Source organism: Streptomyces sp. NPDC020898, from assembly GCF_044333925.1.
Lineage (GTDB): Bacteria > Actinomycetota > Actinomycetes > Streptomycetales > Streptomycetaceae > Streptomyces.
The window spans coordinates 113,770-126,345 of the sequence record NZ_JBIRRV010000015.1; the positions used below are offsets into that span (position 1 = coordinate 113,770).

The window sequence follows — 12,576 nt, forward strand, 5'->3', positions numbered from 1 at the left end:
CCAGCCACTACATGGCGTTCACCCGCGCCACCGGGAAGCACCGTCGTCCCAGCCGCCCCAGCCTTGTCTCCCGTACGACCGCCCGCGCGGCCGGCGTCGCGGCTCTCGCCACCACAGGCGTCGTCGGCAGCCTCGCCGCCCCGGCGCTCGCTGCGGAGTCCGCCGTCGAGCAGACCGGCCTCACCCCGGTGATCTCCATCGGTGACTCGCTGGCCGACGAGATCGACGCCCAGGCCGCCGCCCAGGAGCAGGCCGCCGAGAAGGCCGCCGCGGAGAAGCGGGCCGTGGCCGCCGCGAAGAAGGAGGCGGAGGAGCGGGTCAAGGAGGCACGTGAGGCTGAGGCCCGCGCCGCCCGCGAGGCCGAGCGCAAGCGCCTCAACACCTATGTCTCCCCGATCTCCGGCTCGTACATCTCCACGGGCTACAAGACGGGCGGCGCCGTCTGGTCCTCGGGCAGCCACACCGGCGTCGACTTCCACGCGGCGTCCGGTACTACCGTCCACGCGGTGGGCTCCGGCACCGTCGTCGAGGCCGGCTGGGGTGGGGCCTACGGCAACAACATCGTGATCAAGATGAACGACGGTACATACACCCAGTACGGTCACCTGTCGTCCGTCAACGTCTCCGTCGGCCAGGCGGTCACCCCGGGCCAGCAGATAGGCCTCTCCGGGGCCACCGGCAACGTCACCGGTGCGCATCTCCACTTCGAGGCCCGCACCACCGCGGAGTACGGCTCGGACATCAACCCCGTCGCCTACCTCCGCTCGCACGGCGTGAACGTCTGACGACCGCTCGCACCGCTTGTCGTGGCCCCGGCTCCCTGAGCCGGGGCTTTCGGCGTTTCGGAGGGCCGTGTGTCCAAAAAATATCCATGGATTCCGGCCTGCCATCGGAAATTCCGGTTCTCTGCAATAGAGTCACTGAACACACGTCAATCATCGACGTTTCACGGGGATTAAAGCGGAGGTCGGACATGCGTATTCCGGCGCACTCGGTATGCACGGCGATCCGGGACGACATCGTCGCCGGTGTCTACGAGCGCGGCAGCCGGCTCACCGAGGAACTGCTCGCGCGCCGGTACGGCGTCTCGCGCGTCCCCGTCCGCGAGGCCCTGCGCACGCTGGAGGCCGAGGGCTTCGTGGTGACCCGGCGGCACGCGGGCGCGTGCGTCGCGGAACCCACCGAGCAGGAGGCCTCCGACCTGCTGGAGATGCGCATGCTCCTGGAGCCGCTGGGCGCCGCCCGAGCGGCCCAGCGACGCACCGAGGCCCACCTGAAAGTGCTGCGCGGCCTGGTCAGGCTGGGGCAGGAGCGGGCCAGAAGGGGCAACAGTGAGGATCTGCGCTCCCTGGGGGGCTGGTTCCACGAGACGCTCGCCCAATCGTCCGGCAGTCACGCCCTGACCTCGACGCTCACCCAGCTGCGGCACAAGATCGCCTGGATGTACGCGGTGGAGGCACCGGCCAGCCCTGTCGAGTCCTGGGCGGAGCACGGGGCGATCGTGGACGCGGTGGCGCGCGGCGACAGTGAGCGGGCCCGGGCGGTCACGGCGCTGCACACCGAGCGGGCGACCGCCGTGCACCGACTGCGCTTTCCGGGCAGCGGAGACCGTGCCGATCGTGTGAGGACTTCGCAACATCCCGTAAACATGACGGGCCTGCGGCATTAACACTGGCGCCGTATACAAAGAGGGTGGAATTCGCGGGGGATTAATTTTGCTGCCCGTAAACGGGAAATGCGAAGGGCTCGCTCGGAATTCCGGGCGAGCCCTTCGTGTGTGCGGATGGTGTCTTTGAAGCGAGGGCCGTCGCCGGCCCCGATAATTCCTCAGACCGTCTCGGGAAGTTCCTCGAGTCCCTCGGCCACCAGCTTCGCCAGACGGTCGAGCGCGATGTCGGCGCCCTCCGCCTCGGAGGCGAGGACGATCTCCTCGCCACCCTGGGCGCCCAGCCCGAGGACCGCCAGCATGGAGGCCGCGTTGACGGGGTTGCCGTCGGCCTTGGCGATCGTCATGGGGACGCCGGCGGCCGTGGCCGCACGGACGAAGATGGAGGCGGGGCGGGCGTGGAGGCCCTCCGCCCAGCCGACGTTGACGCGGCGCTCAGCCATGTGATGCTGCCCTTCAGTGTCTCAGGGTTGTCTAGACCATTGTTCCATAGCGTGAAGCGTGCCGGGAAGCAGGTGAGAACCTGTCCCGGAACCGCGTTCGAACCCCGGCCTGGGCCCGACTTCGGTCCCCCACAGACTGCCTCGCGACGTTGTCGTATGCGAGCCGTACTCTGGGGCGCATGCAGAACTCGTCGGACCGGCACGAGTACCCCGCCCACTGGGAGGCGGACGTCGTGCTGCGTGACGGCGGCACCGCCCGTATCCGGCCCATCACGGCGGACGACGCCGACCGGCTGGTCAGTTTCTACGAGCAGGTGTCGGACGAGTCGAAGTACTACCGCTTCTTCGCGCCCTATCCGCGCCTGTCCGCAAAGGACGTCCACCGCTTCACCCACCACGACTTCGTGGACCGGGTGGGGCTCGCGGCCACGGTCGGCGGCGAGTTCATCGCCACCGTACGCTATGACCGCATTGATGCCGACGGCCTGCCCGCCTCCGGTCCGGCCGACGAGGCCGAGGTCGCTTTCCTGGTGCAGGACGCTCACCAGGGCCGGGGCGTCGCCTCCGCCCTCCTCGAACACATCGGGGCCGTCGCCCGCGAGCGTGACATCCGCCGCTTCGCCGCCGAGGTGCTCCCCGCCAACAGCAAGATGATCAAGGTGTTCACGGACGCCGGGTACACCCAGAAGCGCAGCTTCGAGGACGGCGTCGTCCGCCTGGAGTTCGACCTGGAGCCCACCGACCGCTCACTTGCCGTCCAGCGCGCGCGGGAACAGCGGGCCGAGGCGCGCTCCGTACGCAGGCTGCTCGTCCCGGGCTCCGTCGCCGTCATCGGAGTCGGCCGCGCCCCCGGCGGCGTCGGCCGCAGCGTCCTCGACCACATCAGGGACGCCGGTTTCACCGGTGACCTGCACGCGGTGAACAGCGCGTTCCCGGCGGAACAGAAGGACGTCGACGGAGTACCGGCCCACCGATCGGTGCGTGACATCGCGGGCCCCGTCGATCTCGCCGTCGTCGCCGTCCCGGCCGCGTCCGTTCCCGAAGTGGTCACCGAGTGCGGTGAACACGGCGTCCAGGGGCTCGTCGTGGTTTCCGCCGGATACGCGGAGAGCGGCCCCGAGGGACGGGAACGGCAACGCGAACTCGTGCGGCACGCGCGCACGTACGGGATGCGCATCATCGGCCCCAACGCCTTCGGCGTCATCAACACGGCGAAGGACGTCCGGCTGAACGCGTCGCTGGCGCCCGAGATGCCGCGGCCCGGACGGATCGGGCTGTTCGCGCAGTCGGGGGCCATCGGTATCGCCCTGCTGTCCCGGCTGGACCGGCGCGGGGGAGGCGTCACCGGGGTCACCGGTGTGTCGACCTTCGTCTCCTCCGGCAACCGGGCCGACGTGTCCGGCAACGACGTACTTCAGTACTGGTACGACGACCCGGACACCGATGTCGTCCTCATGTACCTCGAATCCATCGGCAACCCGCGCAAGTTCACCCGCCTCGCCCGACGCACGGCGGCGGCGAAGCCGCTCGTGGTCGTGCAGGGAGCGCGGCACGGCGGCGCCGCTCCACAGGGGCATGCCGTACGGGCCACGCGGTTGCCGCACGCGACGGTGTCCGCGCTGCTGCGGCAGGCCGGGGTGATCCGGGTGGACACGATCACCGAACTGGTCGACGCCGGGCTGCTGCTGGCCCGGCAGCCACTGCCCGCCGGGCCCCGGGTGGCGATCCTGGGGAACTCGGAGTCGCTGGGACTGCTGACGTACGACGCGTGCCTCTCCGAAGGGCTGCGGCCGTTGCCGCCGCTGGACCTGACCACCGGGGCGTCACCCGAGGACTTCCACCGGGCGTTGTCCCAGGCGTTGGCGGACGAGACGTGCGATGCGGTGGTCGTCACCGCGATCCCCACGGTGGGGGAGGGTACCCCCCGGGACGCCGCGTTGGCCGATGCCCTGAGGTCGGCCGCGGCGGAGGTTCCCGGGAAACCGGTGCTGGTGGTGCATGTGGAGCTCGGGGGACTGGCAGAGGCACTCTCGGCCGCCGCGAGCACCGCCCCACAGGCAGGTTCGACGGCACCGGGCGCTGTCGGCGGCGCCCACCCGCCCCGCAGGGCGGAACGCCTGCCCGCGGTGGTGGGGGAACGCCCGTCCACCGGGGTCGGTCCTCCCGAAGAGGCGCGCCTCATCCCCGCCTACCCCGCCGCCGAGCGCGCTGTCCGTGCCCTCGCCGAAGCCGTGAAGTACGCGCAGTGGCGCCGGGAGGCCGCCGAGCCCGGCAAGGTGCCCGAGCATGAGGACATCGACGAGAAGGGGGCCGCCGAACTGATCGGCGGACTCCTCGCGCGCGGACAGGGGCTCACCCTGGGCACGGACGAGACGTGCGAACTGCTCGGGATGTACGGCATCCCGGTGCGCGGGGTGCTGCCCGCCCCGGACCCCGACGGCGCCGTGGCCGCCGCGCGGACCATCGGCTACCCCGTCGCTCTCAAGGCCACCGCCCCGCACCTGCGACACCGGGCCGACCTGGGCGGCGTACGCCTGGATCTCGCGGACGAGGAGCAACTGCGGCGGGCGTACGCCGAATTGACCGGCCTCTTCGGGACGCCGGAGGAGGTACGGCCCGTGGTGCAGGGGATGGCACCGCGGGGTGTCGACACCGTCGTACGGGCGGTCATCGACCCGGCGGCCGGAGCGGTGCTCTCCTTCGGGCTCGCCGGGCCCGCCTCGCAGCTCCTCGGGGACACGGCGCACCGCCTGATACCGGTCACGGACCGCGACGCGACCTCACTGATCCGCTCGATCCGGACGGCGCCGCTCCTGTTCGGCTGGCGCGGCTCGGCGCCGGTCGACACCGCGGCGCTGGAGGAACTGCTGCTGAGGGTGTCGCGGCTCGTCGACGATCACCCCGAGGTCATCGCCGTGTCCCTGGAGCCGGTGGTCGTCGCGCAGAGCGGCCTGAGCGTGCTCGGGGCGTCGGTGCGACTGGCGCCGCCGCCCGCCCGTGGCGACCTGGGTCCCAGGACACTTCCTGTGTACTGAGCGGTGCCTCGCAGTCAGTGGGCCCCCGTAGGATGGGCACATGGCCAAGACCAGTACGACGACCCAGGGGCTGCGAGCGGCGATCGAGCGCAGCGGCTACTACCCGGCCCTCGTGGCCGAGGCGGTGGAGGCCGCGATCGGCGGCGACTCCATCCGGTCGTACCTGGTCCACCAGGAGACGACATTCGACGCCAACGAGGTGCGCCGGCACGTGACCGTGCTCGTCCTCACGGGCAACCGTTTCATCGTCAGCCACACCGACGAGCAGGCCGAGGACACCGCCTCCCCGACGCCGTACGCCACCACGTCCACGGAATCCGTGAAGCTGGGCCGGATCTCGTCCGTCGTCCTCAGCAGGGTCGTCGCCAACCCGGAGTCGTACACGCCGGGCACGCTGCCCCGTGAGATCGTCCTGACCATCGGCTGGGGCGCCGTCGCCCGTATCGACCTGGAGCCGGCCGCCTGCGGTGACCCCAACTGCGAGGCGGACCACGGCTACACAGGCAGCTCGACGGCGGACGACCTGAGCCTGCGCGTCAGCGAGGCCGGGGACGGCCCGGAGACGGTGCGCCAGGCCCTCGTCTTCGCGCAGGCACTCTCCGAGGCGACCGCGGACGTCGCCCGCTGATGTCCCAGACCACCGCCTGGGACCACCCGGAACCGCTCGCCGTCTCCTCCGCCCCCGTCCCGCACTACGGCACGGGCTCGCTCGCCGACCTGCTGCCCACGCTGGCCGCCGGCATGGACGTACCGGGAATGTCCGCGGCGATCCCGGAACTGGCTCCCGCCGACCGGAACTGCGTGTTCCTGATCGACGGACTGGGCTGGGAGCAGTTGCTGGCCCACCCGGACGAGGCCCCCTTCATGAGCTCGCTCATCAGCAGCTCGCGCGGTGACACGGGCCGCCCGATCACCACCGGCTACCCGGCGACCACCGCGACCTCCCTCGCCTCCGTCGGCACCGGGCTGCCGCCGGGCGAGCACGGTCTGCCCGGCTATACCGTGCGCAACCCCGCCACCGGCGAGCTGATGAACCAGCTGCGCTGGCAGCCGTGGACGGACCCGCGCGCGTGGCAGCCGTACCCCACGGTGTTCCAGCTGGCGGACAAGGCCGGCGTACATACGGCCCAGGTCTCCTCGCCGACCTTCGAGAACACCCCGCTGACGAAGATCGCACTCAGCGGCGGAACGTTCCGGGGGAAGCTCTCCGGTGAGGACCGGATGGACCTCGCCGCCGAGCAACTTGCCGCCGGTGACCGCTCGTTGGTCTACACGTACTACGCCGAGGTGGACGGCAAGGGCCACCGCTTCGGCGTCGACTCGGACGCCTGGCGCGGTCAGCTCATGTACGTCGACCGGCTCGTCCAGCGGCTGGCGGAGCAGCTCCCGCTGCGCGCGGCCCTGTACGTCACCGCCGACCACGGCATGATCGACATCCCGTTCGACGAGCAGCACCGCATCGACTTCGACGAGGACTGGGAACTGCGCGCAGGCGTCGCCCTGCTGGGCGGCGAGGGCAGGGCGCGGCACGTGTACGCGGTGCCGGGCGCACAGGCCGACGTACTGACCTGCTGGCGCGAGGTGCTCGGCGAGCAGTTCTGGGTGGCCTCGCGCGACGAGGCGATCGCGGCGGGCTGGTTCGGACCGACGGTCGACGAACGCGTGTACGGCCGGATCGGCGACGTGGTCGCGGCGGCACGGGACGACGTCCTGATCGTCGCCTCCGAGCGGGAGCCGAGGGAGTCGGCGATGGTCGGCAACCACGGTTCGATGACCCCTGCGGAACAGCTGGTCCCGCTCTTGCAAGTACGCTCCTGACGCCTGTCCCTGCCCAGCCCCCTCCCGGGTCTCTTGCCGAAAGGTGCTCAACCTCCCATGCCCGAGCTGGTGTTCTTCTCCGGAACGATGGACTGCGGGAAGTCGACGCTGGCGCTCCAGATCGGGCACAACCGGTCGGCGCGGGGGTTGCAGGGCGTGATCTTCACGCGCGACGACCGCGCGGGGGAGGGCAAGCTCTCCTCGCGGTTGGGTCTGGTGACGGAGGCGGTCGAGGCGACCGTGGGCATGGATCTGCACGCCTATCTGGTGGACCAGATGTCCAGGGGCGGCAAGGTCGACTACGTGATCGTGGACGAGGCGCAGTTCCTCGCGCCGCAGCAGATCGACCAGTTGGCGCGGGTGGTGGATGATCTGGGCCTGGACGTCTTCGCGTTCGGCATCACCACCGACTTCCGCACGAAGCTCTTCCCGGGCTCCCAGCGGCTGATCGAGCTGGCGGACCGGATCGAGACCCTCCAGGTCGAGGCGATGTGCTGGTGCGGGGCTCGGGCCACGCACAATGCGCGCACCGTGGACGGTGTGATGGTGGTCGAGGGTGAGCAGGTCGTCGTCGGCGATGTGAACCGGTCGGCCGGGGAGATCGGCTACGAGGTGCTGTGCCGGCGCCATCACCGGCGCCGTATGACGAGCGCCTCCGCGCACGCTTCCGTCATCTCTCCGGACGTCCTGCCGGTCACGTCGTCCTGATCGTTCTGCCGCGGCTTTCTCTCTGGCGCTCGCAGTACGATGAAGGTCACAATAACGTATCGGACATTTCGCGCTTCAACCTTCACCTGAAGCACACAAGTTGGTTAGGTTGACCTCCGCACACCTTCCCCAATCGGCTGCCCGGACCGGACAGTTGACTCGGGAGACGTACCACGGAAGGAGCTCGTCCCGCATGGCGCCGGAACGAACCCCGCGAGACGACGGGCCGAGCCGTGAGGAGGTCCGGCAGCGGATCAACAGCCTCTACGACCAGGCCGAGTCCGCCACCGGGACCTTCAACGCCACCCGCGCGATGAAGGCCGGGATGCGCAGACGCGCCAACCCGGCGCCCGACAGCGGGCGGCGGCGCTCCGATCCTGCCCTCGACGAGGTCGCGCGACCGTGGTTCGACGTGGCGCGTGCCCGGCTGGGCCCGACCATGCCGGCGATGCTGCCGCCCGACAGGAGACCGGCCCCGGCCCCCTCGCCCGAGACGCGGCCCGCTCGCCCCGTGAACCCTCCCGCCGAGCTGACCGCCCGTCCCGTCGCGGAGTTGACCGCCGGACCCGTGCCCGCGCTGCCCGCCGGAGCGCTGCCCGAACTGCCGCCCGCGCCGGTCGCCGCACTGCCCGCCGGACCCGCGCCCGCGCTGACGGCCGTGCCCGCACCACGGCAGGAAGCGCCGGCGGGCCCGAACACGCTGTCGGCCGAGCCCAGTTGGTTCCCGTCGCCCTCCCTGGGCACGGCTCCCCTGTTGGCGACCGGCCCGCTGCCCGCCGAGGACGCCTGGCGCCTCCCCGACGAACAGCCGAGCCTGCAGCCCGCCGAGGAGTGGCGGCTGCCGCAGTCGGCCGTCCAGGGCGCGGACGAGCCCTTCCCCATGGGGACGCCCCTGGGTGCGGACGCATCCCTCGGCGCAGGCACACCCATCTACGCGGACGTGCCCCTCTACGCGGGCACGCTCCTCGACGGGGACTACGCCCTCATCACAGAACTCCCCCTCGTCGCCGAACCGTTCCCGGCCACTGAGCAGTTTCCCGCCACAGACCCGTTCCCAGCCGCTGAGCCGTTCCCCGTCACAGACCCGTTCTTCGTCACGGAGACGTCCTACGGCACGGGAACCTATTTCGCCCCCGAACCGCCGTTCCAGGGTGCCGGAACCGGTGCCGTCGTCGTCCCCGGCATCGCGTTCCGCGCGGAGTCCGGTGCGAAGGCCGAGAAGGCGGTCGCCTTCGCCCGCGCGCAGATCGGCAGGCCGTGCGTCTGGGGCGCGGCGGGACCGGGTTCCTACGACAACTCCGGTCTCGTCCAGGCCGCCTGGAAGGCCGCAGGGGTCGCGCTCCCGCGCGCCGTGCACGAGCAGGCGAGCGCCGGTGTGGCGATCGACCTTGCCGATATCCGGCCCGGTGACCTGGTCTTCTTCCACGGTGAGGCGGGCCATGTCGGGCACGTGGGTGTGTTCGTCGGCGACGGAATGATGATGCACGCCCCGAACCCGGGGGCGACGGTACGCGAGGACTCGATCCTCGCCGCCGGCCGGTCGGCGATCCACAGCGTCCTGCGGCCCGCGTAAGGGCCCTTCCCCGGCGCCGTCAGCGCGCCGCGTGGATCAGCGAGAACATCGCCCCCTCCGGGTCCGTCACGGTCGCCACGCGGCCGTGCGCGCTGTCGTGCGGCGGCTGGACGACATGGCCGCCCAGGTCCACCAGCCGGGTGGTCGCCGCGTTCGTGTCGGAGACCTCGAAATACGTCATCCAGTGCGGACCCCGGTCCCGGGGCAGGGAGTTGCCCACGCCGTGGATGCCGGCGACCGGGTGACCCTCGACGTGCAGGGTGACGTAGTCGAAGTCGGCCGACACCACGGGCTCTTCCTCGTAGCCGAAGACGGTCTTGTAGAACTTGGCGACGCTCGACGAGTCGCGGGTCACCAGCTCGTTCCAGACAGGGGTGCCTGGGACGCCGGTGATGCCCGTGCCCAGATGGGCGGCGGCCTGCCAGATGCCGAAGACGGCTCCCATGGGGTCGGAGGCGATCGCCAGCCGGCCTGCCTCGGCCGCGTCCAGGGGGCCCACCCCCACGGTTCCGCCCGAGTGCCGGACCATCTCCGCCGTGAGGTCCACGTCGTCCGAGGCGAGGTACGGCGTCCAGGCGATGGGAAGGTGGCGGTCCGGCGGCAACTGGCCGATTCCGGCCACCTCCTGGCCGTCCAGCAGGGCGCGTACGTACCAGCCGAGCTGCTGGGGGCCCGGCTCGAACTCCCAGCCGAACAACTCCTCGTAGAATTCCTGGGTCGCGGCCATCCCGTGCACCATCAGACTCACCCAGCAGGGTGTTCCGGCCGCGCGGCGGGCATGTGGCTCGCTGTTCCGGCCGGCCGACTCCCGTGCCTCGGTCATCGTCACTCTCTCCTCGACCCCTCGCGGTGGCCGTGTCACTTCCGCTGTCCGCCCGTGTCGGCGGACCTGCCGCATGCCGACGTACGGCGTACTCCGTACGTCGGTCGTGCCGAGCCGCGGCTTCGCGCGCACGCGCCCCGTGCCGATGCTCGCACCCCCCGCGGTACCGCGCGCCCCGACCGCGCGGCCCTCGGCCGCTCTGGTCGTGAGGGTGCCCGATCCGTCGCTTCCCACCCGTTTCCGTGTGATTGCCGCAGAGTGTCCATCGGTTGTACAGCATGTGCCCGATCCCGTACGCCTGGTGACCGGGCCTGTCCGGCGGGAGAGTAACCCGACCTGGCCGCCGCGGCCACCCCGTGCGCAAGGATGGTGGCCATGAACGTCATCATCTCCGCACCCGAACTCGTGAGCGATCTGGCCGGTTCCAGCCCGCCGGTCGTGCTCGACATCCGCTGGCAGTTGAGCATGCCGACCGCGGGCGGGACGGCGCCCTTCGACGGGCGCGCCGAGTACGCGGCCGGGCACATCCCCGGCGCGGTCTTCGTCGACCTGGACCGGGAGCTCGCCTCCGCATCGGGGCCGGGCGGTCGCCATCCGCTCCCCGACCTGGCGGTGTTCGGCGCCGCCATGCGCCGCGCGGGCGTCTCGTCCACCACCCCGGTCGTCGTATACGACGGCGGACAGGGCTGGGCCGCGGCCCGCGCATGGTGGCTGCTGCGCTGGACGGGTCACCCGGACGTGCGGGTCCTCGACGGCGGGTTGCCGTCCTGGGAGGGGGCGCTCGACACGGACGTACCCGCGCCTGCCGAGGGCGACTTCACGCCGGTGCCGGGAGCGACGGGGCTGCTCGACGCGGACGACGCCGCCGCGCTGGCCCGTTCCGGACTGCTGCTCGACGCGCGCGCGGGGGAGCGTTACCGGGGCGAGGTCGAGCCCATCGACCGGGTCGGCGGACACATCCCGGGCGCGGTCTCGGCGCCCACGAACGAGAACGTCGCGGCGGACGGGCGCTTCCTGCCCGCGGACGAGCTGACCGCCCGTTTCAAGACGCTGGGCGCGACGGACTCCACCGCGGTGGGCGTGTACTGCGGATCGGGCGTCTCGGGCGCCCACGAGGTCCTGGCCCTGGCGGTCGCGGGCATCCCGGCCGCGCTGTACGTCGGCTCCTGGTCCCAGTGGTCGGCGGACCCGACGCGGCCCGTGGCAGTGGGCGCCGACCCTCAGTAGTCCAGTAAGACCAGAGGGCCGGGAACCCGTCGGGTCGTACGGCCGAACGGAGACGCGATCGACTGTGGGGGCCACCCCGGCGGGTGTGGCCCCCACAGTCGTACAAGCAGCCGTACGAGTGACTAGTCCTGCTTCTTCCGGCGGGTGCCGAACACGATCTCGTCCCAGCTCGGTACCGCCGCTCTCCGTCCCGGACGGACACCGTCCGCCTCTGCCTGGCGGTCGGTGGCGCCGACCAGGCGGTCGCGGTGGGCGGTGACCGAACGGGGCATGAGCACGTCCGCGTACGCGGAACCGGCCGAGGCCGCGGGAGCCGGGGGCTCCTCCACCTCGGTTTCGGCTGCCGGTTCCTCCGGGGTTTCCGTGGTGGAGGGTCGTTCCGGCACGACCATGTCGCCGCGGAAGCTCGGTACCGCCTCCAGGAGGCTGGTCAGTGAATCGCGCTCGTTCGCGCTCTCCTCGACGGACTCCGGCGACGGTACCGGCGGGACCGGACGGTCCAGCGGGCGGTCGCGCGGCAGCCGGGCGATGCGCGGTACGAACGGGAAGCTGGGTTCGGGCGCCGCGAGGTCGTCCGACTCGCCGATCAGCGAGCGGGCTTCCTCGTCGACGGCCTGGACGAGCCGCCGGGGCGGGTCGTACGTCCAGCTCGCCGAGTGCGGTTCGCCGGCGACCAGGTAGACCAACAGGACTTCCCAGGTGCCGTCGTCGCGGCGCCAGGAGTCCCACTGGACGGTCTCCTTGTCGGCGCCACGGATCGTCAGCCGCTCCTGCACGGCCTCGCCGAGCTGTGGACCGGCGTTCTCACCGGGCCGGCGGACCGGAGTCTTCCGGGCCCGCTCGGCCATGAAGGCTCGCTCGGCCAGCACGGGGCCCTCGAAGCGACGCACGCGATCGACCGGAATCCCGGCGAGCTGCGCCACTTCTTCCGCGGACGCACCGGCACGTATGCGTGCCTGGATGTCGCGGGGGCGGAGATGACTCTCCACCTCGATCTCGATCTGGCCGAGGCGGGGACGGTCGCCGCGTACAGCGGCGCGCAGACGCTCATCGATCGGAAGCGTGTACTCCGTGCTGTCCGCAGCCTTCAGCACCAGCCGTGTGCCGTCGTTAGAGACGGCCACGACACGCAGTTCGGGCATGGGGACCTCCCGGGTGGTGCCTGCCGACGTCACGTGCGTCGCTGCTTCCGCTAGTCGAGTGTGGCCTGCCCGGGTGCAGCCTGCCACAACCTTGCCGAGTTGCCCGGCGTGTCGGGCGTGGGCCCGAGATCGCCGTTATGC

Annotated in this window: 11 protein-coding genes; 8 read left to right on the forward strand and 3 right to left on the reverse strand. The window is 71.4% G+C overall.

The annotated features are described in order from the left end of the window. The first annotated feature begins 11 nt into the window (after positions 1–11). Positions 12–785: a M23 family metallopeptidase gene (locus tag ACH4TV_RS36185; protein ID WP_398405517.1), complete on the forward strand. Its 774-nt coding sequence runs from the start codon at positions 12–14 to the stop codon at positions 783–785. Between the two features lie 188 nt (positions 786–973). Beyond that, entirely contained in the window at positions 974–1,669 is a 696-nt protein-coding gene (locus ACH4TV_RS36190; protein ID WP_398405518.1) for a GntR family transcriptional regulator, read from the forward strand. Between the two features lie 158 nt (positions 1,670–1,827). On the opposite strand, the gene ACH4TV_RS36195 is transcribed toward ACH4TV_RS36190, so the two are convergent. Further along, a complete protein-coding gene (locus ACH4TV_RS36195; RefSeq protein WP_398405519.1) occupies positions 1,828–2,109 on the reverse strand; it encodes an HPr family phosphocarrier protein in 282 nt (93 codons plus the stop codon). Between the two features lie 179 nt (positions 2,110–2,288). Here ACH4TV_RS36195 and ACH4TV_RS36200 point away from each other — a divergent pair, with 179 nt between their 5' ends. From ACH4TV_RS36200 to ACH4TV_RS36220, 5 genes are all read left to right on the forward strand, one after another. Continuing rightward, on the forward strand, positions 2,289–5,144 hold the full coding sequence (locus tag ACH4TV_RS36200) for a GNAT family N-acetyltransferase (protein ID WP_398405520.1): 2,856 nt from the start codon (positions 2,289–2,291) through the stop codon (positions 5,142–5,144). Between the two features lie 40 nt (positions 5,145–5,184). Next, positions 5,185–5,772 (forward strand): DUF5998 family protein, encoded by a 588-nt coding sequence (locus ACH4TV_RS36205; protein ID WP_398405521.1) that lies wholly within the window; start codon positions 5,185–5,187, stop codon positions 5,770–5,772. Next, a complete protein-coding gene (locus ACH4TV_RS36210) occupies positions 5,772–6,962 on the forward strand; it encodes an alkaline phosphatase family protein (RefSeq protein WP_398405522.1) in 1,191 nt (396 codons plus the stop codon). Before ACH4TV_RS36205 ends, ACH4TV_RS36210 begins: the two co-directional genes overlap by 1 nt. A 57-nt stretch (positions 6,963–7,019) precedes the next feature. After that, positions 7,020–7,670, forward strand: a complete 651-nt coding sequence (locus tag ACH4TV_RS36215; RefSeq protein ID WP_398405523.1) for a thymidine kinase — start codon at positions 7,020–7,022, stop codon at positions 7,668–7,670. A 193-nt stretch (positions 7,671–7,863) separates the two neighbouring features. Then, the gene (locus ACH4TV_RS36220; protein ID WP_398405524.1) at positions 7,864–9,243 is read left to right on the forward strand and encodes an NlpC/P60 family protein; all 1,380 of its coding nucleotides are present in this window, start codon (positions 7,864–7,866) and stop codon (positions 9,241–9,243) included. Positions 9,244–9,262: 19 nt separating this feature from the next. Here the strand turns inward: ACH4TV_RS36220 and ACH4TV_RS36225 are convergent, their stop codons facing one another. Next, positions 9,263–10,066 carry a VOC family protein gene (locus tag ACH4TV_RS36225; RefSeq protein WP_398405525.1) on the reverse strand — a complete coding sequence of 268 codons (804 nt, stop codon included), beginning with the start codon at positions 10,064–10,066 and terminating at the stop codon, positions 9,263–9,265. A 375-nt stretch (positions 10,067–10,441) separates the two neighbouring features. Between ACH4TV_RS36225 and ACH4TV_RS36230 the strand changes: the two genes are divergently transcribed. After that, the gene (locus tag ACH4TV_RS36230; RefSeq protein ID WP_398405526.1) at positions 10,442–11,293 is read left to right on the forward strand and encodes a sulfurtransferase; all 852 of its coding nucleotides are present in this window, start codon (positions 10,442–10,444) and stop codon (positions 11,291–11,293) included. A gap of 122 nt (positions 11,294–11,415) precedes the next feature. Here ACH4TV_RS36230 and sepH read toward each other — a convergent pair whose 3' ends face one another. Next, entirely contained in the window at positions 11,416–12,435 is a 1,020-nt protein-coding gene (sepH, locus tag ACH4TV_RS36235; RefSeq protein WP_398405527.1) for a septation protein SepH, read from the reverse strand. Positions 12,436–12,576: the final 141 nt, after the last annotated feature.